Source organism: Mycolicibacterium setense, from assembly GCF_000805385.1.
GTDB lineage: Bacteria > Actinomycetota > Actinomycetes > Mycobacteriales > Mycobacteriaceae > Mycobacterium > Mycobacterium setense.
Genome location: NZ_JTJW01000003.1, coordinates 865,248 through 892,086 on the forward strand (window position 1 = coordinate 865,248; position 26,839 = coordinate 892,086).

Consider the following 26,839-nt stretch of genomic DNA (forward strand, 5'->3'; position numbering starts at 1 on the left):
TACATGCTCAAGGTACCAGACTTCCTGGTTAGGACAGGGACATCCGACCGATGAGCAACGCTTTGAATTGACGTTCAATCTGATTCCGACTGCAGCACCAGGACGGCTCTCGCGTCCACCCTGACCGTGCCGCCGGCGCCGACGGCATCGCGTGTGGAGTTTGCCGAAGTGCCGATCGCCGGAACCCAGCGGGCCGCGAATTGTGCCGGTGGCAGGGCGAACTCGATCGGCTCGTAGTGGGCGTTGAAACACAGCAGGAACGAGTCGTCCACCACGCGCTGGCCCCGGACGTCGGGGTCGGCGATGCCCTGTCCGTTGAGATACACGGCCACCGACTTGGCATACCCGGTCTCCCAGTCCTCGGCGGTCATGTCCGAACCGTCGGGTGCGAACCAGGCGATGTCGGGAAGTCCCGCGCTGCCCGCCTCGCGTACCGGTCGGCCGTCGAAGAACCTGCGGCGCCGGAACACCGGATGCGCGGCACGCAGCGCCGACACCGAGCGGGTGAACTCGAGCAGATCGGAATCGGCACTGGCCCAATCGATCCAGGAGATGTCGTTGTCCTGGCAGTAGACGTTGTTGTTGCCACGCTGAGTGCGGCCCAGCTCGTCGCCGTGCGAGAGCATCGGAACACCTTGGGAGAGAAGCAGAGTGGCCAGGAAGTTGCGCTGCTGGCGGGCCCGCAGCGTGTTCACCTCCGGATCGTCCGACGGCCCTTCGGCACCGCAGTTCCACGACTTGTTGTTGCTCTCCCCGTCCCGATTGTCCTCGCCGTTGGCCTCATTGTGTTTTTCGTTGTAGGACACCAGGTCACGCAGCGTGAAGCCGTCATGTGCGGTGACGAAGTTGATCGAGGCGAACGGGCGACGGCCGGTTTGTTCATAGAGATCGGCCGAACCGGTCAGCCGGTAGGCGAACTCGTCGAGCGTCGCCGGCTCGCCACGCCAGTAGTCCCGCACAGTGTCGCGGAACTTGCCGTTCCACTCGGTCCACTGCGGCGGAAAGTTGCCCACCTGGTAGCCGCCCGGCCCGACATCCCACGGCTCGGCGATCAGCTTGACCTGGCTGACGATCGGATCCTGTTGCACCAGTTCGAAGAACGCGCTCAGCCGGTCCACGTCGTAGAACTCGCGGGCCAGCGTGGCGGCCAGGTCGAAGCGGAACCCGTCGACGTGCATCTCGGTGACCCAGTAGCGCAGCGAGTCCATGATCAGTTGCAGCGAGTGGGGATGGCCGACGTTGAGACTGTTGCCGGTTCCGGTGTAGTCCATGTAGTACTGCTTGTCGTCGTCCACCAGCCGGTAATAGGCAGCGTTGTCGATGCCGCGCATGGAGAGCGTGGGCCCCAGGTGGTTGCCCTCGGCGGTGTGGTTGTAGACGACGTCGAGGATCACCTCGATGTCATTGGCGTGCAATTCGCGCACCATCGCCTTGAATTCCTGGACGTGACCGCCGGGGGTGCCGGCCGAACTGTAGCGCGGGTCGGGTGCGAGGAAGCCGATCGTGTTGTAACCCCAGTAGTTCGACAAACCCTTGTCCACGAGTGTGGAGTCATTCACGAAGTGGTGCACCGGCATCAGCTCGAGCGCGTTGACCCGCAGCGCTTTCAGATGCTCGATGATCGCCGGGTGCGCGACCGCCGCGTAGGTGCCGCGCAGTTGCTCCGGAATGTCCGGGTGGGTCTGGGTGAGGCCCTTGACGTGCGCCTCGTAGATCACGGTGTCGGCGTACTCATGACTGGGCGGATGATCGACACCCCAGTCGAAATACGGGTTGATCACCACTGCCTTCGGCATGTTGGCCGCCGAATCGTCGTCGTTGCGGCGGCCCGGATCGTCGAAGTCGTAGGAGAACAGCGGCTGGCCCCATTCGAAGGTGCCCTCGATGGCCTTGGCGTAGGGATCCAGCACAAGCTTGTTCGGGTTGCAGCGATGCCCGGCCGCAGGGTCGTACGGGCCGTGCACCCGATAGCCGTACCGCTGGCCGGGCTCGATTCCCGGAATGAAACCGTGCCAGACGAACCCGTCCACCTCGGGCAGCGTCACCCGGGTCTCCTGAAGCGTCCCGGATTCGTCGGGATCGAACAGACACAGCTCGACGCGGTCAGCCACCTCACTGAACAACGCGAAGTTGGTGCCGGAACCGTCGTATGTCGCACCGAGCGGGTAAGCCTTGCCCCGCCACGTTTCCAAAGTCACAAATCGACCATACGGTGCTCGGCAGACTGCGGCCGGGCGAACCAGCGGCGGTAAGTTCGCCCTGTGATCACCAGTTCTGAGCTGCCGGAGTACCGGACCGTGCGGGTCGGCGTCGACAAGTCCGTCGCGCTGATCACGTTGGACCGTCCCCAGCAGCGCAACGCCTTCGGGGGCGGCATGCGCGAAGAACTGGCCGATGCCTACCTGCGCTGCGACGCCGACGATGCGATCCGGGCGATAGTGCTGACCGGTACCCCGCCCGCCTTCTGCGCGGGTGCGGACCTCGGGGCGGGGGAGCAGACCTTCACGGAGCCCGGCGAGGAGTTCACCGCGGCCGGGTTGGCCGTGCCGGCCTGGTCCCTGGGCAAGCCGGTGATCGCAGCCGTCAACGGGCACGCCATCGGAATCGGGCTGACGCTGGCATTGCAGTGCGACATCAGGATTTTCGCCGCGGAGGCGCGGTACGGCGTGGTGCAGGCCCGCCGCGGCATGGTGGGCGACGCCTACTCGCACTGGGTCCTGCCCCGGCTGGTGGGACTGGCGAACGCCGCGGAAATCCTGTTGACCGGCGCCACATTCGACGGGCATCGCGCTGTCGCACTCGGCCTGGGGAGCCGGGTGTTGCCGGCCGATCAGGTGCTGCCCGCCGCACTGGAACTCGCGCACGACATCGCGGTCAACACCGCACCGATGTCGGTCGCGGCCAGCAAGCGGCTGCTGTGGGATTCCTACGACCTCGACCGGGCCGCCGTCGGCACGAGGGAGACCGAGATCCACCGGCGCCTGATGGCACACGATGACGCCCGCGAAGGTGTGCGCGCCTACGTCGAACGGCGGGACCCGCGCTGGTCGGGTCGCCCCGTCGACCCGACTAGCTGATTTGCGCTCCGGCCGTGCGTAGTTGGTCGAGCGCCGCCGTCGAACTCTCGCTCGCCACGCCTGCCGTCAACCCGGTGATCACGCGGGTACGCAGCCCGGCCTTGATCGCGTCGGCAGCGGTCGCGGCCACGCAGTAGTCGGTGGCGATGCCCACCACGTCGACCGCTTCGACACCGCGCTCGGCCAGCCAGTCGGCCAACGTCGTCCCGGACTCGTCGACACCCTCGAAACCGCTGTAGGCCGCCGAATAGTGGCCCTTCTCGAACACCGCCTCGACCGCCGCCGGATCGAAGTCGGCATGAAAAGCGGCTCCGGGCGTGTCGGCGACGCAATGCCGTGGCCACGACGTCCGATAGTCGGGGGTGTCGGAGAAATGCTCACCCGGGTCGATGTGAAAATCCTTGGTGGCCACCACGTGGTCGTATCCGTGATCGCCGGCCAGCAGTGCGGTGATGCCACGCGCCACCGCGGCCCCACCCGCGACCGCCAGCGACCCGCCTTCGCAGAAATCGTTCTGTACGTCGACGACGATGAGTGCCCGAGTCTTGGACATCTGCATGATCCCGACGCTACCCGCCGAACAGCAGGTACAGCCCGGTGAAGGTGTAGCCGACCATCACGAGCATCGTCGCGAGCTGACCGGTGAGCTGGTGTGGTTTCGGCAGCAGGCGCAGTGCCCGGTCATGCGCCGCGATCACCCCGGCGACATGACCGGCCAGCACGAATCCGACCTTGAGACTGGCCAGAAGCGTCGGGTGGACCGACAGGAAGTAGCTGACCTGTAGGTCATGCAGCCCGAACAGCAGGATCACCGCCTGCTGGCCGCGCTCCACCAGATAGGACAGGTAGTGCGCGAAGACGTAGCCGATGACGATCGGGATGAGGGAATGCGCCATCAGACCGGGCAACTCGCGTCGCAGCCGACGGTCGACGCCTCCGGTGGTGCGGGTGGCGGCCCAGAATGTGGCCGCCACCGTGGCCGCGAACACCAGCAGGCCCGCGGTACGGATCAGGCTGGCGCTCAGCGGCGATGCCGAATGTGCGTCGACGAAATCGCGCCACTGGGGCATCGCCGAGAAACTGTCGAACGCGGTGGAACCCAGCAGCACCGCCAGCACGGCGACGAGCCCGGGCCGCACCGGCAGTGAGGGCAGGTGATCGAACGGATTGCCCAGCACCATCCGCCCGTCGTGGCGGCGCAGCGGCGAGAGTCTCGACACCACCGTGCTGTAGACCTCGAACGGGTCGGCGCTCTCCAACCATCGTTGCCCGAAGCACAATGCGCCGGTGAACGTCACCACCAGGTAGACCAGGAGCCAGTTACGAATGGCCGCAACGGAACCCGGGTCGGGGCTGGCCAGCTCCAGCCAGACGAACGCGAAAAGGCCGACGGCCGCAGGCCAGTAGCCGATGCGTTCCGGATAGTGCCAACGGCTGCGACCAGGCAGAAACCGGTACACCGCGCGGACGGGTGAGATCAGCCGCCACACCGGGCCGAACAACACCGAGGCCGCGACCACACCCACCCACAGCAGCACATAGAAGACCAACGGCAGCGGATTGGCATCCGCCGGCCGGGTCAGGGCGGTGTAGGCGACCCAACCCGTGAGGGCCAGCGAGCCGATACCGACGGCCCAGCGCGTCACCGCGGAATCCAGACTGGTCGTCACCCAGGACGGAAGTGGCAGGCCCGGCTTGTCCGGATCGAACCGGGGCTGCCGCCAGGCCAGCGCCACCACCGCAAAGGTGAACGTCAGCGTCCACGCCGCGCCGATCAGCGCATACGTGTAGGGAATCGGAAGATCGGTCGAACCGCCCAGACCATGGGCCAGTAGAGCGGTCGACGCGGGCGTCACTGCTGCACTTGCACGCTGGCGATCGTGCGGTTCAGGTGATGCAGCTCGATGTCGACGGTGCCCGGCACGTCGACGGTGAATTGGAACTGCTGGCCGTTGCGCGGCTCGATCTTGAAGCTGTGCTCGGGATTGGAGTGCACATGCAACTCATCGGCGGCGTCGCTGTTCACCCGCACCACGATCGGCTCGTCGGCCTTGCCCTGAAACTGCTTGTTGGTCGGGGTCACCTCACCGCCCTTGATGGTGACGTCGATCAACAGCCGGTTCGGTGCCTGCTGGGGGTTGGTCATGTCCGACGGATTGACCGTGGTGGCCGACGGGGTGGCCGAACCGGCTGCGCCGTCGGTCTTCTGAGACTCGCCGGAGCCGCCGCAACCGGCCGTCACCAGGGTGAGAGCAGACGCCAGGACGATGACAGTGCGTTTGAGGATGATCACGGTGAACCATCTTCGCTTGAGGACTCCGTACGTTCATCTTGAGCGTCATCACGCGGCTCCCCGCCGCCGCGGCGGTCGCGCATCGCCACGTACACCACCACACCCACCACGACGACCGCCGGAGCGAACGCCGGCAACGCCAACAGCAACGTGTGGTCAGCCTGGTAGACGGGATCCATCACGTCAGTCCGGCAGGTTCGCGGCCCGCGGCCATCTCCCTGGCGTTGATCCGGCCGGCACCCCAGGTCAGCCCCGCGATCAGAATCAGAGTGCACACCAGCACCACCAGAGAAGCCACGTTGTACAGCCAGGTCGGGTGGTCGAGGTTGCGCTCGCGCTGCAGAATCGTGATCTCCTGCACGAACTCCCGGTTGCTCGAGGCCAGCGCCGGCGTCTCGGTGGCACCGATCCCCGGATCGGCGGGCAGGAAGATCGGCACACCGGCCATGGTGTTTCCGTCCTGCACGCGCAGCAGGGTCTTCCAACTGCCCGAAACCGGGATGGGCCGCGTCGAGCGGTAATGGCCCGGGCCCGCCTTCTCCAGGCGATCGATCACCAGACCCCGATCGTTGTCCAGACCACCCTGCCACGCCAGGATCGACACCCACTCGGGGTCGTCGCTGATCAGATCGTCCGGCGTGATCTGCACATCGGCCGAGGCCATGCGCTGGCCGTTGCGCTCCGGCAGATCAGTCAAAGTGATGGTGGCACTGGCATTTTGCGGAACCTCGGTGCGCAGACCGTTGGCCACCGCACCGCCGATCACCAGCACCGTGGCCACCACGATGGAGATACCCACCGCGGGCCTGGGTAGTGGTTGCCCGGTCAGTACCAGGGCCAGCAGCGCTCCGCACAGACCCATCGCGATGGCCACCGGGATCGCCATCGCCAGCGCCTCACCCCACATGCTCGTCGGCCACGGATAGTGGTAGACCGCGCCGATCCACAACGATTCCAGCCACAGTCCGACGGTCGCCACGCCGAGACCGGACACCGCGCCAAAAAGGGTGGGGCGCTTGACAAGCGGGGTGAGTGCGATCAATTCGACCACCAGTGCCGGCCCGAGGTAGAGCGCGAACCAGCTCGTCGGCGCACCGAGTACCGGGCCGACGACGAGGGACACCGCCCCACGCAGGGCCAAGGCGAACCCGGCGGCGATCAATGCTGCGCCCGGGCCGAGCACCAGCCGGGCCGCGACGGCGGCCAGCGCCGCGGCCGCCGCGATCATCATCGGCTGCAGCACCAGGCGGAATTGTTCGACACCGAAGTCGTATTCGATCTGGAACACCGAGAGCCCGATGAACAGGCCGCCGAACGACAGGAAGTAGAGGAACTTGTTGAACTTGCTGTCCTCGGCCACGCCTTCCGGGCCCATCGCCACGCGGCCCTCGTGCTCCAACAACAGCACGGCGATCAGTGACAACCCCGCGCCGCCGATCAACATCAAATGCGTTGGCCCCCAGAGCGTGACATCTTGACCGAAGATGCGGTGCCAGATGTCGTCGAGCGGGAAGCCGATGAGTGCGTACAGCCCGCACAGCGCCATCAGCACGCCGCCCACCGGGGCGTACCAGCTGCGGGTGATCCGGATGGCGGCCGGACCGGGCTTGTCGTAGGGCAGCACGATGGCCATCGAGCCGGCGATGAACAGCAGAAAGAGCCCGATCAGGATGAAGTAATGCGCGGGGTTGGCCAGCGGGCCTTCGTCACGTCCTTTGCCGATGTGCAGGCTGACGTCCCAGATGAACCCGAACAGCGCGCAGATGATGGTCGCGGTGAACAGGAACACCTGCAACGCCACCCACGGCGGGCGGTGGAACTTGCGGCCCAGCCACTCGGCGAAGTCGTTCAGCCACGTGATGCGGCGGTTGCGGTGCAGGTAACCGATCCACAGCAGCGCCACGGTGACGATCATGGCGACCACCGACATGCCGATCACCTGGTCGAGTGCGGCACCACCGCCTTCGGTACCGGCAGCCGCGGTGAGCGTGACATTCGGTGAGCCCATCATGACCTCCGGTCGACTGGCAATCGTGTGACTGATGTTGCCAGAACCGGCCTGCTCGAAACAGACGTTCGGTCAGCTCCAGGGCGTGACGGGGCGCTCCATACGTTCGCCGTCGACAAATACGTCGACACGTTCGTCGAAGAAGCAGACGTGGTCGCGGACCTGCACCGCGTCGATCAAGGGTTCGTGGTAGGACCAGGCCAGATCGGCGGGGCCGCCGACGGGCGAATAGTAGGTGGCCCGGCCCTTGTACGCGCAGTACGTGACGGTGTTGCTGACATCGAGCGGGACGGTCACATCCGTGCGCGGAAGATAGTGCCGGGTGGGCAGCCCTGTCTCGAATAGCAGCATGGCACTGGAGGATTCGGCCAGCACCGTTCCGTCGAGCTCGATGCGGATGCGTCGTCGGCTGCGCCGGATGTCGATCCGGTGGAACGGGTCATGCGGATGCGCGACGATCGGCTCGTCCTCCTCGCGCCACTCGAAGGACGCGAAGTCGAGGATCAGGTAGTCGGCCAGCTCCGGATCGTCGGGCCGAAAGGCCGCGGCTGCGCCGGACTCACCACCGGCGATGACGTCGAACGAGGTCCCTGGGCAGGTATGTGCGGTGAAAGGTACCGACGGGTCGAGGAAGCCGGGGATCTCGTCATCGCCCACATCCCCGCCCGCCGGAACCAGTTGTGCTGTCAACGCCGAACGCGGCACCGCGTACGTCGGCACCGGCCGGCGCGGTTCCCACACCAGGATGGCAGCGCTGGTGTCGGCCACCGGCTCACCACCCAGGCAGACCCGAATCCGTTTGGCGGTGGGCTGGTATCGAAGAGTATCCAACGTGCTGCCCAACAGATCGGCCATTTTCACTGCCATGCGGTCATTATCGACTCCGACGGCGGCGGCTGTCTGCTACTTCACGTCTACTTCACGTCGACGTAGATGGTCCGCAGGGTGAGTGCACTGAGCGTGTCGGTGCGGCTGAAGTTCGGCCCGGGCCGCACGGCGACCACCGATGCCTTGTCCAGCGGTGCGGAACCCAGACGGTTGACGATCACCGTGTAGCCCTGGGACTGAAGCTCTCTGATGGTCTGCTCGGCATTGCTGGGGCCACTGGGCGCCGCCGTTGCGGCCCCGGCCGATCCGATGACTGCCGCCACCGCAACGCCCACGGCCGCGGCGACGATTCGTGACTTGGCGATGGTGTCTCGCACTGGAATGCGCCTCCTGTTGTGATTCGCGGCGTTTCGATACGCTGCGATATGTCCGGTAGAACCGGCAGCTCAGAAGCTTTAGTTCCGATGGCAGAAATTGATCGCATCAATGACCGGATCTGTGTGAAGCCAGCGAAATTGGCGGCCTTGCGGCTACGGCAGCGCGACGGGGTGACGTGCGGCCCGACAGTTGCGGTGGTGGCCGGTGCCGTGCTGGACCACACGTATCGCGAGGAGTTGCTGCATCCCGACGGCGCGGCCTGGTTCGCCGCGGAACAGGGCCGAATACACGCTGCCGTCAACCGGATCTGGCCGCGGCAACTCGGGACCACGCCCGCGGGGATGGCCCGTGCGCTGACCGACCACAGCGCGAAACGCGGAGTCACATACCGATGGCGGCGCTTTCGCGGCGCGGGCGACGCGTTGTCGGATGTGCGGAATGCCATCGCCGGAGGTTGGCCGGTGGCGATGCTCATCGGCGAGCGCGGAATTCCGCGGCACTGGGTGCTGATCCTCGGCGCCGTCGACGCGGACGGGGATGTCCTGGAGTGTTACGAACCGTCGTCGGGCAAGGTGCTGCCCGTCGATGTCGCGGCTGTGCGCGGTGCCCGGCTGACCGGGCTGGGATTTCCCCGGCCGTTCGCGTTCGTCGTGCCGCGCGACGGCCACTAACGTCAGGACATGGCCCGAAAGTATGCGACCGCCGACACCGTAGGTCTCGATAAACTCCTGGAGTTCGTGCGACCACGACATCACATGGTGCTGACCACGTTCCGCGCCGACGGCTCGCTGCAGACCTCGCCGGTGACGGGCGGGGTCGACGATCGCGGCCGCATCGTGATCGCCAGCTATCCGCAGCGGGCGAAGGCCGCCAACATCCGGCGCACGCCCCGGGCCAGCGTGACGGTGCTGTCCGAGGAGTTCAACGGACCGTACGTCCAAGTCGACGGTGAGGCCGAGGTGATCGGACTGCCCCAAGCCGTGGAGCCGCTGGTCGACTACTTCCGAGCTGTCGCCGGTGAGCATCCCGACTGGGACGAATACCGGCAGGCGATGGTGGACCAGGGCAAGTGCCTGATCCGGATCACGCCCGCGCGGTGGGGCCCGATAGCCACGGGTGGATTCCCGCCGCCCTGAACGCCGGGCGACGCGTTGCGTTGGCTAGCAGGTCAAACTATAGTCTGGACACATGTCCAGAGGGTTCGGAGTCGACGCGTGAGCGTGTATTCCCAGCTCAGCACGATTCCGGCCGTCGGGTGATCTGATTATGCGTATCGCGTTGCTGTCCTATCGGAGCAAGACTCATTGCGGTGGCCAGGGCGTCTATGTACGCCATCTGAGCCGCGGCCTGGCCGAACTCGGCCACGACGTCGAGGTGTTCTCCGGCCAGCCCTACCCCGAGGGCCTGGACCCCCGGGTCACGTTGACCAAGGTCCCCAGCCTCGACCTGTACCGCGAGCCGGACCCGTTCCGCGTGCCGAGGCCCAGCGAGATCCGCGACCGCATCGACGCCCTGGAGCTGGCCACCATGTGGAGCGCCGGGTTTCCCGAGCCGCGGACCTTCACCATGCGGGTCGCCCGGATCCTGGCCGAGCGCCGCGACGAGTTCGACGTCGTCCACGACAACCAGAGCCTGGGCTCGGCGCTGCTGAAGATCGCCGGCCTGGGACTGCCGGTGGTCGCCACGGTGCACCACCCCATCACCCGGGACCGAGTGGTCGAGATCGCCGCCGCCAAGTGGTGGCGCAAGCCGCTGGTCCGGCGTTGGTACGGGTTCGCGGAGATGCAGAAGAAGGTGGCCCGCAGGATCCCCGAACTGCTCACCGTCTCGTCATCCTCGGCCGCCGACATCGCCGAGGACTTCGGCGTGGCACCGAGTCAGCTGCACATCGTGCCGCTGGGGGTGGACACCGAACTCTTCAAGCCTGCCGAACACCGGGTGAGCGGTCGCATCATCGCCATCGCCAGCGCGGACGTACCGCTCAAGGGCGTCAGCCATCTGCTGCATGCGGTGGCCCGGTTGCGGGTGGAACGCAACCTCGACGTGCAGTTGGTGTCGAAGCTCGAGCCGAACGGTCCGACCGAGAAACTGATCGCCGAACTGGGCATCTCCGACATCGTGCACAGCTCCAGCGGGCTGAGCGACGAGGAACTCGCCGCGCTGCTGGCATCGGCCGAGGTGGCGTGTATCCCGTCGCTGTATGAAGGGTTCTCGCTGCCCGCCGTGGAAGCCATGGCCAGTGGCACCCCCATCGTGGCGAGCCGTGCGGGTGCGCTGCCCGAGGTGGTCGGCGACGACGGCACCTGCGCCCGGTTGGTGCGCCCGGCCGATGTCGACGAGTTGACCGCGGTGCTCGGCGAACTGCTCGATTCACCGTTGGAGCGCCGCAAGCTCGGCGCGGCGGGCCGTCAGCGAGCGTTGGACGTCTTCAGTTGGGAATCGGTTGCCGCACAGACGGTATCGGTGTACGAGATGGCCCGTGAGCGGACCAGAAAGGTAACGCAATGCTGACCGTCGATTTCGACCGCCTCGGCGTGGGCCCCGGCACCACCGTGATCGATGTCGGCTGCGGCGCGGGCCGGCACACCTTCGAGGCGTACCGGCGCGGGGCCAACGTCATCGGCTTCGACCAAAGTGTGTCCGACCTCAACGATGTCGACACGATGCTGCAGGCCATGCGGGAAGCGGGCGAGGTCCCGTTGTCAGCCAAGGGCGAGGCGGTCAAGGGGGACGCGCTCGACCTGCCCTACCCCGACTCGAGCTTCGACTGCGTCATCGCCTCCGAGATCCTGGAACACGTTCCGCAAGACGATGAGGCGATCGCCGAGCTGGTGCGTGTGCTCAAACCCGGTGGCTCACTTGCCATCACCGTGCCGCGTTGGCTCCCGGAGAAATTGTGCTGGCTGCTGTCGGACGAGTATCACGCCAACGAGGGCGGACACATCCGCATCTACAAGGCCGACGAGCTGCGGGACAAGGTCCTTGCGCACGGGCTCAAGCTCACTCACACGCACCACGAGCATGCGCTGCACTCGCCGTACTGGTGGCTCAAATGCCTTGTCGGCACCGAGAAGAACGATCACCCGGCCGTCAAGGCTTATCACCAGCTGTTGGTGTGGGACATGATGGGCCGGCCCTGGCTGACCCGCACCGCCGAGTCGCTGCTGAACCCGGTGATCGGCAAGAGCGTGGCACTCTATTTCCGCAAGCCCGAATTCAACGGGTAGGCCAGCGGTGCTGAAGTCTGAGATTCCCGGTGTGCCCGGAGTTCTGACGCCGGAAGACTGCCTGCAGACCGCGCGGTCGATCGCCGCGACCCAGGAATCTTCGGGAGCCCTGCCGTGGTTCGACGGCGGTCACACCGACCCGTGGGATCACGTCGAGAACGCCATGGCGTTGACCGTGGCCGGGCTGATCGAGCCGGCCCGCGCGGCCTTTGACTGGTGCCGCACCGTGCAGCGCGCCGATGGTTCGTGGCCGATCCAGCTGCGCAACGGTGTCGTCGAAGACGCCAACAGTGACAGCAACTTCTGCGCCTACGTGGCTACCGGTGTCTGGCACCACGTGTTGATCACCGGGGACCGGGCCTTCGCCGAGTCGATGTGGCCGGTGGTGACCGGCGCGCTCGACTTCGTGCTGGGCCTGCAAGCTTCGGGTGGCGAGATCTATTGGGCTGCAAGCCCATCCGGCCCGGTCGAAGAGGCACTGCTGACCGGCTGCGCCAGCGTGTACCACAGCATCCGGTGCGGGCTGGCCCTCGCCGATTACCTCGACGACCCTCAGCCGGAATGGGAGGTCGCCGTCGGCCGTCTCGGGCACGCCATCGCCGCGCATCCAGAGGCCTTCTCCGCCAAGGACACCCATGCGATGGAGTGGTACTACCCGGTGCTCGGAGGGGCACTGCGCGGCGCCGCGGCGCAATCCCGGATCGACGACCGCTGGGACGACTTCGTGGTGCCCGGGCTGGGTATCCGGTGTGTCGATCACCGGCCCTGGGTCACCGGCGCGGAGACCTGCGAGCTGGTGATGGCGCTGGATGCGATGGGTGACACCCGACGCGCTCACGAACAGTTCGCGGCCATGCAGCACCTGCGCGAAGACGACGGATCCTATTGGACCGGGCTGGTTTTCGCCGATGGCAAGCGCTGGCCCGAGGAGCGCACCACGTGGACCGGCGCAGCCATGATCCTGGCCGCCGACGCGCTGTCGCAGACCACCGCGGCCAGTGGCATCTTCCGGGGCGTGGGGCTGCCACGCGGCCTGGAGGGCGAATACGACTGCGAGTGCGTGGCGGGCCCGAAGGCCGGCGACCGCTAGTCCAGCTGCCCGGGTTCCCCGGAGGACCGCTGGAGAATCCGCATCGAACCCATCGCGGCGACCTCGTCGAAGGCGCCTGTCGCCAGCGCGCGCTGGTAGATGTGGAACGGCGCCTGCCCGCCGTCGGCGGGATCGGGGAACACGTCGTGGATGACCAGGGCGCCGCCCACCTCGACCCAGCGGGCCCAGCCGTCGAAGTCGCGCTGCGCGGCCTCCTCGGTGTGACCGCCGTCGATGAACAAGAAGCGCAACGGCATTCGCCAGCCGCGGGCCACCACGGGTGAGCGGCCGACGACGGCCACCACGTGCTCGTCCAGGCCGGCGGCATCGAGGGTGTGGCGCATCGTGGGCAGGGTGTCGAACAGCCCGGTCACCGGATCGACCATGGTCGTGTCGTGGTACTCCCAGCCGGCCTGATGCTCCTCCGACCCGTGGTGATGGTCGACGGTGTAGAGCACCGACCCCGTCTCCTGCGCGGCCGCGCCCAGCATGACCGTCGACTTGCCGCAGTAGGTGCCGATCTCGACCCCGACCCCGCCGCCGAGATAACGCACCGCGGCGTCGTAGAGGGCGCGGCCCTCGTCGGCCGGCATGAATCCGGTGACCTGCTCGGCAAGGGCGAACAGGCGCTCGGCGCGGGGCGGCAGTGCGGTGTCAGCGGTGCTCATGACTGCACAACCTACCGTTGCTGGTGAGTGGCGGTTGTAGTAGCGTCCGGACACGTGTCTGATGCGGCCCTGGAGTCGACGCGCCGCCGCCTGAGCGCCCGGCAGGCCGACACCGTGGAACGTCTGGGCCAAGCCGCCTTGCAACTGATCATCCGGGACGGATTCGCCGGGCTGACCGTGCGCCGGGTGGCTGCCGAGGCGGGCGTCGGGGCGGCGACCGCCTACACCTACTTCTCCTCCAAGGAACACCTCGTGGCCGAGGTGTTCTGGCGCCGCCTCTCGGCCGCGCCGCCGGCCGCGCACACCTCGGCCGACCCGGCCACCCGGGTGGTCGAGGTGCTGCAGCACATCGCGTCACTGGTGGCTGACGAACCCGAGTTCGCTTCGGCGGTGACCAACGCGCTGCTCGGCAAGGATCCTGACGTCGAGGTATTGCGTCAGCGCATCGGTGGCGACATCCGCGGCCGGCTGGTTGCCGCATTGGGTCCCGATGTGGACCTGGACATCATCGAAGCGCTGGAATTGTTGTACACCGGCACCCTGGTGTGGGCGGGCATGGGTTATGACCCATACACGGCTGTGACACAGCGACTGGAGAAGTCAGCGCGGTTGTTGTTCAGCTGAATTCGCGGTCATGATCGCCGTCGACGCGGCCACCGCAGGCCCGTGGATGTCGTGGATGTCGCGGCCGTCCTCGACGATCAGCGCGGTCAACTCGCGCAGCCCGCCGAGCAGGATGATGGCCATCGGCTCGGTGAGCCGAGGTAGGCCTGCCCGCTGAAAGCCGGCGCTGCCGCTGAGTTCGATGAGCAGATCGGTCAGCTCGCGTAGGGCGGCGCGCTGCAGCGGGCGCGCCCTGCTGCCCAGTGCGGGCAGTTCGCGGATCCAGCTCAGCGTGATGGCCGGGGCCGAGGCGATGTGGTCGACGTAGGCGCCCACCGCTTGCCCGATCTGGTCGCGCCAGGGCGCCTCGGGTTCGACGGCGGTCTGGATGCGCTCGACCAGGGCGGCATTGTTGGCGCGCAACAGTTCGAGGAAGCCGTCCTCTTTGGTGCCGAACTGGTCGTAGAAGGTGCGCTTGGAGGTGCGGGCGTGGCGGACGATGTCGGCCACCGTGGTCTCGCGGTAGCCCTTGTCACTGATCGCTGCGGCCAGCCCGTCGAGCAAGCGCAGCCGGTAGGTCATCGCGCCGACCCCCTTGCGTTGCCTGGTACCTGGGAGTACCGTACCTCATAACGATTGGTACCGCGCGGTACCAGGACTGGCTGGAGATGGTATGACCGAGCTCGTAGCTGCAGAGAAGACCACCGAGAACCTCACCGAGAGCGCAGCGTCGGGACGAGTTCCGCCGCCCGCCGGTCTGCCGAAGCCGTTGCAGGCCATCGGCTTCGCGCTGGCCAGGCGCTGGGTGGTCAAGCAGATCGCTCGCCGTCAGGGCGATGTCTTCAGCCTCAAGCTCCCGATCTTCGGCCCCACCGTGATCGTCGCCGACGCCCAGCTGGCCAAGCAGCTGTTCACCGCCAACACTGACGACGTCGGCAACATCCAGCCCAACCTCAGCCGCATCCTCGGATCCGGATCGGTCTTCGCCCTCGACGGCACCGACCACCGGCGCCGCCGCAAGCTGCTCACTCCGCCGTTCCATGGCAAGAGCATCCGGAACTACGAGCAGATCTTCGAAGAGGAAACCCTGCGGGAAACGGCGAACTGGCCGGAAGGCCGGCAGTTCGAGACGCTCGAACCGATGATGCGGATCACCCTCAACGCGATCTTGCGCGCGGTGTTCGGCGCCGATGGCGAGCAACTCGACGAGTTGCGCCGCATCATCCCGCCCTGGGTCACCCTGGGCTCACGGCTGGTGGTCGTACCCACCCCGACCCGGACGTACGGCCGGTTCAGTCCCTGGGGGCGGCTCGCCTCGTACCGCCGACGCTATGACGCCGTCATCGACCGGCTGATCGACCGGGTCGAGGCCGATCCCGAGTTCGACCAGCGCGACGACATCCTGGCGCTGCTGTTGCGCAGCACCTACGAGGACGGATCGGCCATGTCCCGCAAGGACATCGGAGACGAGCTCCTGACCTTGCTGGCCGCCGGGCACGAGACCACGGCGTCGACCCTTGGCTGGGCGTTCGAGCGGATCAGTCGTCATCCGCAGGTACTGGCCGATCTGGTGGCCGAGGCCGCCACCGACGACAACGAATACCGCCAGGCGACCATCCTGGAGGTGCAACGCAACCGCACGGTCATCGACTTCGCCGGCCGCCACGTCTACGCACCGTCGATCCGGCTGGGGGAGTGGGAGATTCCGCAGGGCCACTCCGTCATCGTGGCCATCTCGCAGATCCAGGAGGCCGAACGGGAGTTCGCCGACCCGGACCGATTCGACCCGCAACGATTCGTCGGCAGCCGTCCGGGTCTGGGCTGGCTACCGTACGGCGGCGGCACGCGACGCTGCGTCGGAGCGGTGTTCGCCAACGTCGAAATGGACGTGGTACTCCGAACGGTGTTGCGGCACTTCGTCATCGACACCACCACCGCGCCCGGCGAGAAGGTGCACTCGCGCGGGGTGGCCTATACGCCGAAATCGGGCGGACGCGTCGTCGTGCACCGCCGCGCCACGCCGCTGGGCACCTGAAGTCGCTAGCTCGTCGTCTGCCGCTTCGGCAGCTTCCAGCCCGCCCGTGGGAAGTGGCAGGTGTACCCGTTCGGGTAGTGCAACAGATAGTCCTGATGCTCGGGCTCGGCCTCCCAGAAATCGCCTGCCGCGGTCACCTCGGTGACCACCTTGCCCGGCCACAATCCCGACGCGTCCACGTCGGCGATGGTGTCCAGCGCGATGCGCTTCTGCTCGTCGTCGAGGTAGAAGATCGCCGACCGGTAGCTGCTGCCGACGTCATTGCCCTGCCGGTCCTTGGTGGACGGATCGTGGATCTGGAAGAAGAACTCCAGCAGCGCGCGGTAATCGGTCTGCGCCGGGTCGTAGACGATCTCGACGGCCTCGGCGTGACCCGGATGATTGCGGTATGTCGGGTGGTCGTTGCGACCGCCGGTGTACCCCACCCGAGTGGAAATCACGCCGGGTTGCTTGCGGATCAGGTCCTGCATGCCCCAGAAGCAGCCGCCCGCGAGGATCGCTGTCGAATAGTTACCCATGTGCCCCATTGTGCTCCGTGATTACCGTGGTGGTCATGCGTGCATTTGCAACCGTGGGGTTCGCCGGTTTACTCCTGATCGCCGGATGCCCGACCGCGGCCGCCGATCCGAACCCCGTCGCGGTGCCGGAGGTGCCGCCGGATCCCGCCCGTACCCTCTTCGCCGACAACCCGGCGATCGTCGATCCCCACCTGACCGAGATCGAATCTTTCAGCCGCGACGGCGACGGCCTGCGGGTCAACTTCACCGCGGGCACCCCGGACTGCTTCGGCGTGCACCTGACGACGCAGGAAACTCCCGAGACGGTCACGATCTCGCTTCTCGGCGGCACCCCACCGGAGGCCGTCGGCCGCATGTGTATCGCGCTGGCCGTGAACGGCACGGCCGAGGTGGATCTGCAGGCCCCGCTGGGTTCCCGGCGGGTGCTGGCGGTGTAGCGACAGGTCTCGACAAAGACCGGTAGAACGTGTTCTAGTTTTGGAGTGATGAACAGGTCTTTCAGCCGCGATGAACTCGCCGCTGCCTTCGAAACGTTCGAGCAGACCGTCGATCGGGCCGCGCAGACCAAGAACTGGGACATCTGGGCGGACCACTACACGGTCGACGTCGACTACATCGAGCACGCCGTGGGCACCATGAAGGGCCGCGAACAGGTCCGGCCGTGGATCTGGAAGACCATGACCAGCTTCCCCGGCAGCTACATGACCGCGTTCCCGTCGCTGTGGTCGGTGATCGACGAACCCACCGGACGCATCATCTGCGAACTGGACAATCCGATGCGCGATCCCGGCGACGGCACGATCATCAGCGCCACCAACATCTCGATCCTCACCTACGCCGGCGACGGCCTGTGGTCACGGCAGGAAGACGTCTACAACCCACTGCGATTCGCCTCGGCGGCCCGCAAGTGGTGCCGCAAGGCGGCCGAACTCGGGACCCTCACCGACGAGGCCGAGGAATGGCTCAAGAAGTTCGGGGGTTGAGGGCCGTGGGCGCCAAGCTGGTCATCGGAGCCAACGGCTTCCTGGGTTCGCATGTGCTGCGGCAACTGGTCTCGGCCGATGACGGCTCCGAGATCCGGGCCATGGTCCGACCGAACGCCACCACCATCGGAATCGATGACCTGCCGGTCAAGCGGGTCGTCGGCGACGTCTTCGACACCGCCGCCCTGCGCGAGGCGATGACCGGCTGCGACGTCGTCTACCACTGCGTCGTCGACGCCCGCGGGTGGCTTCGGGATCCGGCGCCGCTGTTCCGCACCAACGTGGAGGGCACCCGCAACGTCCTCGAGGTCGCGGCCGAGATCCCCCGCCTACGCAAGTTCGTCTACACCAGCAGCTATGTCACCGTGGGCCGCAGGCGCGGCAAGCGCTCGACCGAAGCCGACATCGCTGACGTGTCGAAGGTGACGCCATACGTGCGCTCGCGCATCCAGGCCGAAGATCTCGTGCTGCGATATGCGCGCGAGCGCGGCCTGCCCGCCGTCGCGATGTGCGTGTCCACCACCTACGGCAGCGGTGACTGGGGCCGGACCCCGCACGGCGCGATCATCGCGGGCGCCGCGTTCGGCAAGCTGCCGTTCGTGATGAGTGGCATCGACCTGGAAGCCGTCGGTATCGACGACGCGGCCAAGGCCATGCTCCTGGCCGCCGACCGTGGCACGCCCGGCGAGCGCTACCTGATCTCCGAGAAGATGATCAGCAATGCCGAGGTGGCCCGGCTGGCCGCCGAGGCCGCCGGCGTCGCGCCTCCACAGCGGTCGATTCCGCTGCCGGTGTCCTATGCGCTGGCCGCGGCCGGCACCGTCAAAGGCAAGTTGCGCGGCACCGATGAGCGTTTGTCGCTGGAATCACTGCGGCTCATGCGGGCCGAAGCCGAACTCGACCACTCCAAGGCCGTACGCGAACTCGGTTGGCAGCCAAGGCCTGTCGAAGAATCGATCGCCGAGGCGGCGAAGTTCTGGGTGAGCCTGCGGGCTGCCAAACGGGCCCAGAAGGGCAGCTGAACACCACGCCGAGAGGTGTTAAGCCACTGGGCGGCAAGCGGATTGCGGCCTAACCTGGCGCATATGACCGACAAGCTGAAAGTCGACCTCTCCGGGGCACCGCAGACCATGCTGGCGACCTTCTACGCCAAGGCGCTCGACGCAGGCATGCCCAACCCGATCCTCGGCGACAAGATGGCGAAGGCCATCGCCGACCGCATCGACTACGACTGGAGCCGCACCTCGATCACCGAGGCGACTTCACCGTCGGTGACCACCCGCAGCGCGCACTTCGACCGGTGGACCCGCCAGTTCCTGGCGGTGCACCCCGACGCCGTGGTGCTGCATCTCGGCTGCGGCCTGGACGGCCGATTCTTCCGGGTGGAGCCCGGTCCCGGCGTGCAGTGGTACGACATCGACTACCCGGAGGTCGCACACCTGCGTGAGCAGCTCTATCCGTCGGCCGAGAACTATCACGTCATCGCCGCCTCGGTAACGGATCCGGCCTGGCTGAGCGACGTCCCCGCCGACCGGCCGACCCTGATGATCGGTGAAGGCCTGACGATGTACCTCACCGAAGCTGACGGAGTCGCGCTCCTGCGGCGCATCGTCGACCGATTTCCTTCCGGCGAACTGCAATTCGACGCGTTCAACACCCTCGGCATCAAGGCGCAGTGGGTCAACACCGTGGTGCGCCGGTCGGGGGCCAAACTCTCGTGGGCGATCGACAAACCCGAGGACATCCTCCGTGCGGTGCCCGGCACCCGCTTGTTGGTCCGGAACTCGCCCTTCGACGATCAGGTGTTCAACACGCTGCCCTGGTACTACCGATTGATGCTGGCCGCCATGAAGCCGGTCCCGGTGCTGCGGTACATGGCGCAGTACCACCGCTACGCGTTCTGAGTCCGCGGCGGTTCGTAAAGCAAAGAGGGGCAGCCCTTTCCGGGCTGCCCCTCTTTGGCTGTTCGTGTCAGCGGCCGCTGTGGCGAACGGTGTTGTCCACCTTCGGAACCATGGGCTTGGGGTGGATCTGGTCCAGCCAGTCCAGGTGGTCGACACCTGAGGAGATGGTGACCGAGCTGGGCGCTGCGACGGGAGCGGGCTCCGCGGCCTGGGCCGGTCCGGCCAGCGCCAGGACGGCTGCGCTCAGTCCGCTGGCGGCGATGACGGCGAATCCGAACTTCTTCATTTTCTGCTTCTTCCTGCCTCGTCCGGCTGTTGATTTATGTGCTCTCTGTGCCGGTATGTCTGTCCCAACCCAGAGCTCAGCGGGACAATTTCCGTTGGCAGAGATTGATCGGCTCATGGCAGTAACAAGCATGGCCAAGCGAAATCTGCCAGTGCTCTGCCCGGGTTTGGGCCCGTGGGCCGTCGACCGATTGTTTGGAGAATCGTGTCAGTGGGTGGTGGCATAATCGAACACATGTTCGACCTCGACGCTGATGCCGATTGCGGTGCGGCGTTGATCGATGCGATCAGTGCCGGGGCGCGGGCCGAATCAGCAGCGATCGCGGCCCGACTGACCGCCATCGGGCAGTTGGATACCCTCCGGGAACACGAGTTGGCCGAGACGGTCTTTTGGACCACCGATCCGTTCGAGGAGGTGGCCGCCGAAATCTCGGCGGCGATGCGGATCAGCCGCAGCCGCGCCGGCACCCAGATCCACCACGCCCGAGTCTTGCGCGACAAACTGCCGCTGGTGGCGGCCCGGTTCGCCGCAGGGGACATCGACTATCGGGTGGTGCGCATCATCATCGCCCGCACCGAAACCGTCCATGCGTCGGTGTGGGGCCAGCTCGATGAGGCACTCGCGTCGCGGGCACGGACCTGGATGCGGCTTTCTGAACGCAAGGTGCGTGAACGAATCGATCAGCAGGTGGCCAAACTCGACGCCAACGGGGTGCGGGTGCCACCCGATCTGACCGAGGATGCGTTCGTTCAGATCGAGCCGGGCAGCCCGGGGCGGGCCACACTGTGGGCCAACGTCGATGCAGTGGATGGGGCGGCACTGGATCAGCGCCTCGATGCGCTGGCCAACACGGTGTGTGAGAACGATCCGCGTACTCATGCGCAGCGTCGCGCGGCGGCGGTCGGGCCGCTGGCTCGGCTGGAGGCTCAGTTGCGGTGCCTGTGCGGGCTATCGGAGTGCCCAGCCGCGCAGAAACGGGCGGCGGCCAATGCGGCGGTGATTCACGTGTTGGCTGAGCAGGCCACCGTGGAGGGCACCTCCACCAATCCCGGCTATCTACCCGGTCATGGCATCCTGCCCGCCCACAGGGTGCGCGAGATGGCCGGCACGGCGACACTCAAGCCGCTGCACGTGCCGGCTCAGCCCACCGAACCGCCCGAGCCCAGCGAGCCTGCCGACGCGCCTGAGTCATCCGAGCCCAACGAGGCGACCGATGCCAGCGAACCTGCCGGGCCCACTGAGCCGATTGAGCCGAGCACGCCGGTCGACGCATCCGAGCCGACCGGGTCCACCGAGCCGAGGGGGCCGGCTGAGACGACTGAACTCAGCGATCGCACCGGGCCAGGCGAGGCGACCGAATTGAGTGGGCCGAGCACGCCTGCTGATGCGACTGAACCAAGCGAAACCACTGGGACCGACGAGCCCAGCCAACCTGCCGATGCGGGCGAGCCTGGCTATCGCCCGTCGGCGGCACTCTCCGAGTTCATCCGGTGGCGCGATCTGACCTGCCGGTTCCCCGGCTGCGACGCCCCCGCCCAGCGCTGCGATATCGACCACAGCGTCCCGTACCCGCTGGGGCCCACCCACCCGTCGAACAACAAGCTCTACTGCCGGGCCCATCACCTGCTCAAAACTTTCAGCACCGGCTGGACCGATCGCCAATTACCCGACGGCACCGTCGAATTCACCGCACCCACCGGGCACACCTATGTCACCGAACCCCACGGCGCCGCCATGTTCCCCACCCTGGCCCAACCCACCGGGGACCTGAACCACCCCGACCCCGACGCGCCCCACCCCAATCGCGGCGCGATGATGCCGACCCGCCGACGAACCCGCGAACAAGACCGCCAAAACCGCATCTCAGAAGAACGCTGGCTACGCGCCGAACTCAACAACGACCTCGAACACGAACGCCAATTCCAAGCCTGGATCGCCGAACACTACGAACCACCACCACCATTCTGAGTGGTACCGCTCGACGGTTCACCCCTCGGCGCGCGCCTTGAGCCGCTGCAGGGTGAGCTGGATGTGCTCGGCGTTGGCGCAGTCACGATCGGGGACTCCGGTGGCCAGGCCCGCGACCTTCTTGAACCAGCCCGCACGGCGGTCCCAGGTCGATTCCGTCACCGTGCAGCCGCCGTCGGCTGCCACGATGTCGTAACGCCAGTGAGCGACCGGGAACACCATGGACTTCACGTCGAAGGCGAACGTCTTACCCGGCTCGGCGTCGGTGACGGTGCAGGTGGTGCTCCAGGCCTTGGAGCCGTTGCGGTTGTGCCCCTTGAAAACCGAACCGGGCTGGGCGGAGTTGCCCTTTTGCCACTCCATTGCGTGCGCTTCCTCCGCAATGGAGGCCATCGTGGACAGATCGGTGATGAGCGCGTACACCGCCGCGGGATCGGCAGCGATGGACACGGTGGCTTTCACGGGCACGGTCATGCGGTGATCGTAGTCGGGCGCCACTGGGGAATCCGTCGCCGTGGCCACGACGTTGTGCTGGTCATGACCGAGCGCCAGGTGTTGCAGCCGACCGCTGCCCACCCCATCACCATCACCCCGACCGGGCGTCGGGTCACTGTCACGGTAGGCGGCGCGATCGTCGCACAGACCGATGACGCGCTGACCCTTCAGGAGTCGACCTACCCAGCGGTGCAGTACATTCCGCGCACCGACGTGGTGTCGGAGACGCTGACCCGCAGCGCGTCGACCACCTACTGTCCGTACAAGGGTGAGGCGAATTATTACCACGTCGGCGGGATCGAGGACGCGGTCTGGACCTATGAGCAGCCGTATCCGGCTGTCGCTGACATCGCCGGTCACCTGGCGTTCTACCCGGACAAGGCCGTCATCCACCTGGCCTAATCTGGTGCGGTGCCCTCAACCAGCGTCGTATTCGAGGGCCCGGCCAGCCCGGGCCTGACGCTGGCCCCATGGCGGCGCGGGAGTGTCGATCCGTGCAATCAGGTCGCCGCCGACGGCACGATCTGGCGGACCAGCGCGATGAAGTCCGGTCCCGTCACCGCGCGGATCACCAAATCGGCCCCTGACACCGTGGACTGCGAGGCGTGGGGCGCGGGTAGCGCCGAGTTCCTCGACGGATTCCCGGCGCTGGTGGGCGCCGAGGATGACGCCGCCGGCTTCGACCCCGCCGAGCCGACTATCGCCGAGGCGCACCGCCGGGTGCCGCATCTACGTCTGGGCCGCAGCGGTCGGGTACTGGAGGCCTTGGTGCCCGCGATCATCGAGCAGCGTGTCTCAGGCATGGACGCTTGGCGGGCCTGGCGGCGACTGGTGACGAAGTACGGCGCCCCGGCTCCGGGACCGGCGCCGGTCGGGATGCGGGTGGCGCCTACCGCCGACATATGGCGGCGCATCCCGTCGTGGGAATTTCACCGGGCGAATGTGGATCCGGGCCGGGCGCGCACGATCGTGGGATGCGCGCAGCGTGCGGATGCCATCGAGCGGTTGACCGCCGAGCGGGCCGTGACGGCGCTGCGGTCACTGCCCGGGGTCGGCGAATGGACGGCAGCCGAAACCGTGCAGCGCGCCTTCGGAGACGCTGATGCGCTGTCGGTGGGCGACTACCACCTCGCGACCATGGTGGGGCGCAGCCTGCTCGGCCGGCCGATCGACGACGCGGCGATGGTGGAACTCCTCGAACCGCTGCGTCCTCACCGGCAGCGGGCGGTCCGACTGTTGGAAGCCAGTGGGCTGGCGCATAATCCGCGTTTCGGAGCGCGTCAGGCGATTCCGAACCTGCGCGCGCTGTAGCCGGGTGATTGTGCGGCGCCATTGTCGGGTACCCGGGACGGGACCGATCGTGAACCGAAAGGAACCGCAATGACCGCGTTCACCATTCCCGGGCTGACCGACAAGCAGGGCACCGAAGTGGCCCAGCTGCTGCAGAAGCAGCTCAGCACGTACAACGACCTGCACCTGACGCTCAAGCACATCCACTGGAACGTCGTCGGTCCGAACTTCATCGGTGTGCACGAGATGATCGACCCGCAGGTGGCGCTGGTGCGGGCCTACGCCGACGAGGTGGCTGAACGGATCGCCGCACTGGGCAAATCGCCGAAGGGCACCCCGGGCGCCATCATCTCTGACCGAACCTGGGACGACTACTCCGTCGGCCGTGACAACGTGCAAGCCCACCTCGCGGCGCTCGACCTCGTCTACAACGGGGTGATCGAGGACACCCGCAAGGCCATCGACCGCCTGGAGAAATTGGACCTGGTATCCCAGGACGTCCTGATCGATCACGCCGCCGAACTCGAGAAGTTCCAGTGGTTCGTCCGGGCACATCTGGAGAGTGCCGGCGGCAAGCTGGCTCATGAAGGCGCACCGACCGAACGTGGGGCGGCCGGCAAGGCACGGCGCAAGAGCGCGTAATTGGTTGACCTCAACCACCGTTGAGGTGCCAGGCTCGGTGATATGCCTACCTGGATATGCACCGGATGCGGTGTGGAACACCCGGATTCCGCGACCGAACCGGCGGAGAGCTGTGTCCTGACGTCCGAGGACGTATCGATCGAGGAACGCGGCGACCTGCCGCCGCACGGCACCTGGACCACGCTGGACGACCTGGCCGCCCAAGCGCACCACACCGAACACGTCGACCATGGCCGCGGAGTGCACAGTCTGCGGAGGGCCCCCAGGTTCGCCATCGGACATCGGTCGTTTCTGGTGCAGACCGCGCACGGAAACCTGTTGTGGGACTCGCCGAGCTACCTGGATGACGAGATCATCGGCATCGTTGACGGCCTCGGCGGTGTGGCCGCCGTTGCTGCCAGCCATCCGCACATGTTCGGCGCGCAACTCAGTTGGAGCAGGGCATTCGGGGAAGTGCCGGTGTATGTGAATGCGCTTGACGCAGAATGGCTTCCGTCCCCGGACCCGTTGATCGAGCTGTGGGACGAAACGTCCGAACCACTGCCCGGGCTGCGGCTGATACACGTCGGCGGCCACATGAGGGGCAGTTCGGTGGCGCTGACGGCCGACGGCACGCTGCTGGTCGGGGACACCATCTCTGGCGGTCTGGCTCGGAATTGGGTGTCGTTCCAACGGAACTTCCCCAAGCACATCCCGCTGTCCGCCGCGGTGGTGCGGCGGATCGTGGACCGGCTCGATGAGTACGACTACGACCGGCTCTACACCCTTGGCGGCGATGAGATCGACAACGCCGCCAAGGATGTAGTGCGCCGGTCAGCTGAAACCCACATCCGCTGGGTCAGTGGGGAGTTCGACCACCTGACCTGACTACTGCTCGAGCGCCTCGTCCCGGACCGGGCGGTCGGCCAGCTCCTCGGCCACACCGAACAGGAACGGGTACGCCAAGCCTGCGATGGCTGCCCCGACCAGTGGGGCCAGCCAGAATGCCCACAGCTGCGCCGGTGCCCCGTCGCCGTTGAAGAAGGCGACGGCCGTGGAGCGGGCCGGGTTCACCGACGTATTGGAGATCGGGATCGAGATCAGGTGGATCAGGGTGAGCGTCAGCCCGATCGCCAGACCCGCGAAGCCCTTCGGTGCGCGGTCATCGGTGGACCCCAGGATGACCAGCAAGAACACCGCGGTGAGGATCACCTCGGCGAGAAGCACCGCGACCAGCGAGTAGCCGCCGGGGGAGTGCTCGCCGTAACCGTTGGCGGCCATGTTCCCCGTGGCAGTCCAACCGTCCTTGCCCCGGGCGATCACGTAGATCACCACGCCGGCCACCAAACCGCCGACCACCTGTGTAATCCAGTACGGCAGGACCGCTGCCCACTCGACGCGGCGGGCCAGCGCGGCACCGAGGGTGACCGCAGGGTTGAAGTGGCCGCCGGAGATGGTGCCGAAGGCGTAGACGCCGGTGAGCACGGTCAGGCCGAATGCGAGGGCCACTCCGAGAAAACCGATTCCCAGGGAAAAGCCGTCGGAGAGAAACTTCGCGGCGAAAACCGCGCTACCGCAGCCGCCCAGGACCAGCCAGAACGTCCCGATGAACTCAGCTGCCAATCGATGTGACATTGTCGGCGTACTCATGGCGAACTCCTCCGTAGATGTGGTTCACCCGGAGGGTTTCACGCCAGTGCGCAATGGCAGCGTCGATGATGCGAAATTGAGTGCACACCGAAATTTACGTTGCCGTAGCGCAATCAGCGGTATGCGGTAAGCCTGGCCAGCAACGCGACCTTGCCGTCGTCGCCGATGGCCTGTGCGTCTGCCACACCCGAGCTGCGCCCGGTGCGCAATGCCCTTGCTTCATAACGGGATTCGATTCCGCCGCGGAACTGGCTCAGATAGTTGACCCGCAGAGAGGCGGTGCGCCAAGCGGTGCCGGTTCCGTCGCCGAGGGCTGCGGAAGCCACCAGCTCCAGCGCCGCTGCCGACACCCCGCCGTGCACGATGCCGATGCTGTTGTTCACAACAGGGTCTGGCAGCTGCCGCAACACCGCAGCCCCGCCACCGGACTCGGCGACCTCAACCGACATGCGGTCCTGCAGCGCGGCTGGTGGCGTTCCCCCGGTCGAGTCGGCGGGCCACGTGATGACGTGGCCGGGGGCGTGGATGTGGAAGGACCGCACCGTGGCCGTCCCCACCACCTCGCCGTCGTGCGTCAACTCGGACAGGCTCAACGAACCCGTGCCCTTCGGGCCGAACGGGCGGGCCGTCGCCACCACGGGCACCTCGGGTGCCGCCGCGATGAGGTCCATCGCGTGCGGGGTGAGTTCGATCGCCAGCTCGCTGGACACCGTCCACTCGTCGTCGTCGCGGCGATAGTGGTTGACCAGGCCGCCGACGTGGTCGATCAGCATGGCCACCGGGGCAACGGTCGGTGCGCTGGTCAGCGGGTTGAGAAGGCCGGCCACGGGGATCGAGGCCACGCAGCGGTCCGGGCTTTCCTCGAGAGTCTGGACTCCCATGCGGCCCAACGGGGTATTCAGCGGGTAATGCATCCG

Annotated in this window: 32 protein-coding genes; 17 read left to right on the forward strand and 15 right to left on the reverse strand. The window is 66.8% G+C overall.

Going from position 1 to position 26,839, the window contains the following annotated elements; genetic code table 11:
• Positions 1–74: 74 nt before the first annotated feature.
• Entirely contained in the window at positions 75–2,192 is a 2,118-nt protein-coding gene (gene glgX, locus QQ25_RS05620) for a glycogen debranching protein GlgX (RefSeq protein WP_039377848.1), read from the reverse strand.
• A 69-nt stretch (positions 2,193–2,261) separates the two neighbouring features.
• On the opposite strand from glgX, the gene QQ25_RS05625 reads away from it, so the two are divergent.
• Complete coding sequence (locus tag QQ25_RS05625) at positions 2,262–3,077, forward strand: enoyl-CoA hydratase/isomerase family protein (RefSeq protein ID WP_052235628.1); 816 nt, start codon at positions 2,262–2,264, stop codon at positions 3,075–3,077.
• On the opposite strand, the gene QQ25_RS05630 is transcribed toward QQ25_RS05625, so the two are convergent.
• From QQ25_RS05630 to QQ25_RS05660, 7 genes are all read right to left on the reverse strand, one after another.
• Complete coding sequence (locus QQ25_RS05630; protein WP_276014867.1) at positions 3,070–3,636, reverse strand: isochorismatase family protein; 567 nt, start codon at positions 3,634–3,636, stop codon at positions 3,070–3,072. The genes QQ25_RS05625 and QQ25_RS05630 overlap by 8 nt on opposite strands.
• A 10-nt stretch (positions 3,637–3,646) precedes the next feature.
• The gene (locus tag QQ25_RS05635; RefSeq protein WP_039377615.1) at positions 3,647–4,933 is read right to left on the reverse strand and encodes a hypothetical protein; all 1,287 of its coding nucleotides are present in this window, start codon (positions 4,931–4,933) and stop codon (positions 3,647–3,649) included.
• Positions 4,930–5,370 (reverse strand): hypothetical protein, encoded by a 441-nt coding sequence (locus tag QQ25_RS05640; protein WP_039377616.1) that lies wholly within the window; start codon positions 5,368–5,370, stop codon positions 4,930–4,932. Before QQ25_RS05640 ends, QQ25_RS05635 begins: the two co-directional genes overlap by 4 nt.
• On the reverse strand, positions 5,367–5,549 hold the full coding sequence (locus QQ25_RS05645) for a hypothetical protein (protein ID WP_039377617.1): 183 nt from the start codon (positions 5,547–5,549) through the stop codon (positions 5,367–5,369). The genes QQ25_RS05640 and QQ25_RS05645 overlap by 4 nt, the downstream gene beginning before the upstream one ends.
• Entirely contained in the window at positions 5,549–7,378 is a 1,830-nt protein-coding gene (locus tag QQ25_RS05650; RefSeq protein WP_039377618.1) for a hypothetical protein, read from the reverse strand. Before QQ25_RS05650 ends, QQ25_RS05645 begins: the two co-directional genes overlap by 1 nt.
• Positions 7,379–7,450: 72 nt before the next feature.
• The gene (locus QQ25_RS05655; protein WP_039377619.1) at positions 7,451–8,245 is read right to left on the reverse strand and encodes a DUF427 domain-containing protein; all 795 of its coding nucleotides are present in this window, start codon (positions 8,243–8,245) and stop codon (positions 7,451–7,453) included.
• A gap of 47 nt (positions 8,246–8,292) precedes the next feature.
• A complete protein-coding gene (locus QQ25_RS05660; protein ID WP_234706232.1) occupies positions 8,293–8,583 on the reverse strand; it encodes a hypothetical protein in 291 nt (96 codons plus the stop codon).
• 123 nt (positions 8,584–8,706) lie between these two features.
• Here QQ25_RS05660 and QQ25_RS05665 point away from each other — a divergent pair, with 123 nt between their 5' ends.
• The 5 genes from QQ25_RS05665 (at position 8,707) to QQ25_RS05685 (ending at position 12,901) form a co-directional block, all read left to right on the forward strand.
• Complete coding sequence (locus QQ25_RS05665; RefSeq protein ID WP_039327164.1) at positions 8,707–9,255, forward strand: cysteine peptidase family C39 domain-containing protein; 549 nt, start codon at positions 8,707–8,709, stop codon at positions 9,253–9,255.
• A gap of 9 nt (positions 9,256–9,264) precedes the next feature.
• On the forward strand, positions 9,265–9,720 hold the full coding sequence (locus QQ25_RS05670; protein WP_039326356.1) for a PPOX class F420-dependent oxidoreductase: 456 nt from the start codon (positions 9,265–9,267) through the stop codon (positions 9,718–9,720).
• 130 nt (positions 9,721–9,850) lie between these two features.
• Positions 9,851–11,095: an MMP alpha-(1->4)-mannosyltransferase gene (locus QQ25_RS05675; protein ID WP_039326353.1), complete on the forward strand. Its 1,245-nt coding sequence runs from the start codon at positions 9,851–9,853 to the stop codon at positions 11,093–11,095.
• Entirely contained in the window at positions 11,089–11,811 is a 723-nt protein-coding gene (locus QQ25_RS05680) for a class I SAM-dependent methyltransferase (protein WP_039377621.1), read from the forward strand. The genes QQ25_RS05675 and QQ25_RS05680 overlap by 7 nt, the downstream gene beginning before the upstream one ends.
• Before the next feature lie 7 nt (positions 11,812–11,818).
• Positions 11,819–12,901 carry an MMP endo-(1,4)-3-O-methyl-alpha-D-mannosidase gene (locus QQ25_RS05685; protein ID WP_201774197.1) on the forward strand — a complete coding sequence of 361 codons (1,083 nt, stop codon included), beginning with the start codon at positions 11,819–11,821 and terminating at the stop codon, positions 12,899–12,901.
• On the opposite strand, the gene QQ25_RS05690 is transcribed toward QQ25_RS05685, so the two are convergent.
• Positions 12,898–13,569 carry a class I SAM-dependent methyltransferase gene (locus QQ25_RS05690; protein WP_039377622.1) on the reverse strand — a complete coding sequence of 224 codons (672 nt, stop codon included), beginning with the start codon at positions 13,567–13,569 and terminating at the stop codon, positions 12,898–12,900. The two genes, QQ25_RS05685 and QQ25_RS05690, sit on opposite strands and share 4 nt — an antisense overlap.
• 54 nt (positions 13,570–13,623) lie before the next feature.
• Here QQ25_RS05690 and QQ25_RS05695 point away from each other — a divergent pair, with 54 nt between their 5' ends.
• Positions 13,624–14,193 carry a TetR/AcrR family transcriptional regulator gene (locus QQ25_RS05695; RefSeq protein WP_039326350.1) on the forward strand — a complete coding sequence of 190 codons (570 nt, stop codon included), beginning with the start codon at positions 13,624–13,626 and terminating at the stop codon, positions 14,191–14,193.
• On the opposite strand, the gene QQ25_RS05700 is transcribed toward QQ25_RS05695, so the two are convergent.
• Positions 14,170–14,754, reverse strand: coding sequence for a TetR/AcrR family transcriptional regulator (locus tag QQ25_RS05700; protein WP_039377624.1), 585 nt, complete (start codon positions 14,752–14,754; stop codon positions 14,170–14,172). The two genes, QQ25_RS05695 and QQ25_RS05700, sit on opposite strands and share 24 nt — an antisense overlap.
• 91 nt (positions 14,755–14,845) lie before the next feature.
• On the opposite strand from QQ25_RS05700, the gene QQ25_RS05705 reads away from it, so the two are divergent.
• Positions 14,846–16,207: a cytochrome P450 gene (locus QQ25_RS05705; RefSeq protein ID WP_039377625.1), complete on the forward strand. Its 1,362-nt coding sequence runs from the start codon at positions 14,846–14,848 to the stop codon at positions 16,205–16,207.
• 5 nt (positions 16,208–16,212) lie between these two features.
• On the opposite strand, the gene msrA is transcribed toward QQ25_RS05705, so the two are convergent.
• Entirely contained in the window at positions 16,213–16,725 is a 513-nt protein-coding gene (msrA, locus tag QQ25_RS05710; RefSeq protein WP_039326344.1) for a peptide-methionine (S)-S-oxide reductase MsrA, read from the reverse strand.
• Positions 16,726–16,760: 35 nt separating this feature from the next.
• Between msrA and QQ25_RS05715 the strand changes: the two genes are divergently transcribed.
• From QQ25_RS05715 to QQ25_RS05730, 4 genes are all read left to right on the forward strand, one after another.
• Entirely contained in the window at positions 16,761–17,162 is a 402-nt protein-coding gene (locus QQ25_RS05715; RefSeq protein WP_052235674.1) for a hypothetical protein, read from the forward strand.
• Between the two features lie 48 nt (positions 17,163–17,210).
• A complete protein-coding gene (locus tag QQ25_RS05720) occupies positions 17,211–17,708 on the forward strand; it encodes a nuclear transport factor 2-like protein (RefSeq protein WP_039377626.1) in 498 nt (165 codons plus the stop codon).
• 5 nt (positions 17,709–17,713) lie between these two features.
• Positions 17,714–18,730, forward strand: a complete 1,017-nt coding sequence (locus QQ25_RS05725; RefSeq protein WP_039377627.1) for an NAD-dependent epimerase/dehydratase family protein — start codon at positions 17,714–17,716, stop codon at positions 18,728–18,730.
• A 63-nt stretch (positions 18,731–18,793) separates the two neighbouring features.
• Entirely contained in the window at positions 18,794–19,612 is an 819-nt protein-coding gene (locus QQ25_RS05730; protein WP_039377628.1) for a class I SAM-dependent methyltransferase, read from the forward strand.
• Positions 19,613–19,679: 67 nt separating this feature from the next.
• Here the strand turns inward: QQ25_RS05730 and QQ25_RS05735 are convergent, their stop codons facing one another.
• Positions 19,680–19,898 (reverse strand): hypothetical protein, encoded by a 219-nt coding sequence (locus QQ25_RS05735; protein WP_039326336.1) that lies wholly within the window; start codon positions 19,896–19,898, stop codon positions 19,680–19,682.
• Between the two features lie 234 nt (positions 19,899–20,132).
• Here QQ25_RS05735 and QQ25_RS31165 point away from each other — a divergent pair, with 234 nt between their 5' ends.
• A complete protein-coding gene (locus QQ25_RS31165; protein WP_201774199.1) occupies positions 20,133–21,866 on the forward strand; it encodes an HNH endonuclease signature motif containing protein in 1,734 nt (577 codons plus the stop codon).
• 18 nt (positions 21,867–21,884) lie between these two features.
• On the opposite strand, the gene QQ25_RS05745 is transcribed toward QQ25_RS31165, so the two are convergent.
• The gene (locus tag QQ25_RS05745) at positions 21,885–22,340 is read right to left on the reverse strand and encodes an SRPBCC family protein (RefSeq protein ID WP_039377855.1); all 456 of its coding nucleotides are present in this window, start codon (positions 22,338–22,340) and stop codon (positions 21,885–21,887) included.
• Between the two features lie 63 nt (positions 22,341–22,403).
• Here QQ25_RS05745 and QQ25_RS05750 point away from each other — a divergent pair, with 63 nt between their 5' ends.
• The 4 genes from QQ25_RS05750 to QQ25_RS05765 all read left to right on the forward strand — a co-directional run bounded on the left by QQ25_RS05750 (position 22,404) and on the right by QQ25_RS05765 (position 25,160).
• Positions 22,404–22,763: a DUF427 domain-containing protein gene (locus tag QQ25_RS05750; RefSeq protein ID WP_039327145.1), complete on the forward strand. Its 360-nt coding sequence runs from the start codon at positions 22,404–22,406 to the stop codon at positions 22,761–22,763.
• Positions 22,764–22,772: 9 nt separating this feature from the next.
• A complete protein-coding gene (locus QQ25_RS05755) occupies positions 22,773–23,672 on the forward strand; it encodes a DNA-3-methyladenine glycosylase family protein (protein WP_039377629.1) in 900 nt (299 codons plus the stop codon).
• Positions 23,673–23,741: 69 nt separating this feature from the next.
• Positions 23,742–24,293, forward strand: coding sequence for a Dps family protein (locus QQ25_RS05760; protein WP_039326332.1), 552 nt, complete (start codon positions 23,742–23,744; stop codon positions 24,291–24,293).
• A 42-nt stretch (positions 24,294–24,335) separates the two neighbouring features.
• Complete coding sequence (locus QQ25_RS05765; protein WP_039377630.1) at positions 24,336–25,160, forward strand: MBL fold metallo-hydrolase; 825 nt, start codon at positions 24,336–24,338, stop codon at positions 25,158–25,160.
• Here the strand turns inward: QQ25_RS05765 and aqpZ are convergent, their stop codons facing one another.
• Together aqpZ and QQ25_RS05775 are read right to left on the reverse strand one after the other, a co-directional pair.
• Complete coding sequence (gene aqpZ, locus QQ25_RS05770) at positions 25,161–25,922, reverse strand: aquaporin Z (RefSeq protein WP_039326329.1); 762 nt, start codon at positions 25,920–25,922, stop codon at positions 25,161–25,163.
• Positions 25,923–26,035: 113 nt separating this feature from the next.
• Positions 26,036–26,836: a PaaI family thioesterase gene (locus QQ25_RS05775; RefSeq protein ID WP_039377632.1), complete on the reverse strand. Its 801-nt coding sequence runs from the start codon at positions 26,834–26,836 to the stop codon at positions 26,036–26,038.
• Positions 26,837–26,839: the final 3 nt, after the last annotated feature.

Bases quoted from the DNA above. Each gene is read 5' to 3' on its own strand.
- QQ25_RS05690 (WP_039377622.1), bottom strand. From the start codon at position 13,569: ATGAGCACCGCTGACACCGCACTGCCGCCCCGCGCCGAGCGCCTGTTC.
- aqpZ (WP_039326329.1), bottom strand. From the start codon at position 25,922: ATGAGTACGCCGACAATGTCACATCGATTGGCAGCTGAGTTCATCGGG.
- QQ25_RS05750 (WP_039327145.1), top strand. From the start codon at position 22,404: ATGACCGAGCGCCAGGTGTTGCAGCCGACCGCTGCCCACCCCATCACC.
- QQ25_RS05670 (WP_039326356.1), top strand. From the start codon at position 9,265: ATGGCCCGAAAGTATGCGACCGCCGACACCGTAGGTCTCGATAAACTC.
- QQ25_RS05715 (WP_052235674.1), top strand. From the start codon at position 16,761: ATGCGTGCATTTGCAACCGTGGGGTTCGCCGGTTTACTCCTGATCGCC.
- QQ25_RS05700 (WP_039377624.1), bottom strand. From the start codon at position 14,754: ATGACCTACCGGCTGCGCTTGCTCGACGGGCTGGCCGCAGCGATCAGT.
- QQ25_RS05735 (WP_039326336.1), bottom strand. From the start codon at position 19,898: ATGAAGAAGTTCGGATTCGCCGTCATCGCCGCCAGCGGACTGAGCGCA.
- QQ25_RS05655 (WP_039377619.1), bottom strand. From the start codon at position 8,245: ATGGCAGTGAAAATGGCCGATCTGTTGGGCAGCACGTTGGATACTCTT.
- QQ25_RS05775 (WP_039377632.1), bottom strand. From the start codon at position 26,836: ATGCATTACCCGCTGAATACCCCGTTGGGCCGCATGGGAGTCCAGACT.
- QQ25_RS05760 (WP_039326332.1), top strand. From the start codon at position 23,742: ATGACCGCGTTCACCATTCCCGGGCTGACCGACAAGCAGGGCACCGAA.
- msrA (WP_039326344.1), bottom strand. From the start codon at position 16,725: ATGGGTAACTATTCGACAGCGATCCTCGCGGGCGGCTGCTTCTGGGGC.
- QQ25_RS05680 (WP_039377621.1), top strand. From the start codon at position 11,089: ATGCTGACCGTCGATTTCGACCGCCTCGGCGTGGGCCCCGGCACCACC.
- QQ25_RS05705 (WP_039377625.1), top strand. From the start codon at position 14,846: ATGACCGAGCTCGTAGCTGCAGAGAAGACCACCGAGAACCTCACCGAG.
- QQ25_RS05765 (WP_039377630.1), top strand. From the start codon at position 24,336: ATGCCTACCTGGATATGCACCGGATGCGGTGTGGAACACCCGGATTCC.
- QQ25_RS31165 (WP_201774199.1), top strand. From the start codon at position 20,133: ATGTTCGACCTCGACGCTGATGCCGATTGCGGTGCGGCGTTGATCGAT.
- QQ25_RS05730 (WP_039377628.1), top strand. From the start codon at position 18,794: ATGACCGACAAGCTGAAAGTCGACCTCTCCGGGGCACCGCAGACCATG.
- QQ25_RS05745 (WP_039377855.1), bottom strand. From the start codon at position 22,340: ATGACCGTGCCCGTGAAAGCCACCGTGTCCATCGCTGCCGATCCCGCG.
- QQ25_RS05645 (WP_039377617.1), bottom strand. From the start codon at position 5,549: ATGGATCCCGTCTACCAGGCTGACCACACGTTGCTGTTGGCGTTGCCG.
- QQ25_RS05720 (WP_039377626.1), top strand. From the start codon at position 17,211: ATGAACAGGTCTTTCAGCCGCGATGAACTCGCCGCTGCCTTCGAAACG.
- QQ25_RS05650 (WP_039377618.1), bottom strand. From the start codon at position 7,378: ATGGGCTCACCGAATGTCACGCTCACCGCGGCTGCCGGTACCGAAGGC.
- QQ25_RS05675 (WP_039326353.1), top strand. From the start codon at position 9,851: ATGCGTATCGCGTTGCTGTCCTATCGGAGCAAGACTCATTGCGGTGGC.
- QQ25_RS05630 (WP_276014867.1), bottom strand. From the start codon at position 3,636: ATGCAGATGTCCAAGACTCGGGCACTCATCGTCGTCGACGTACAGAAC.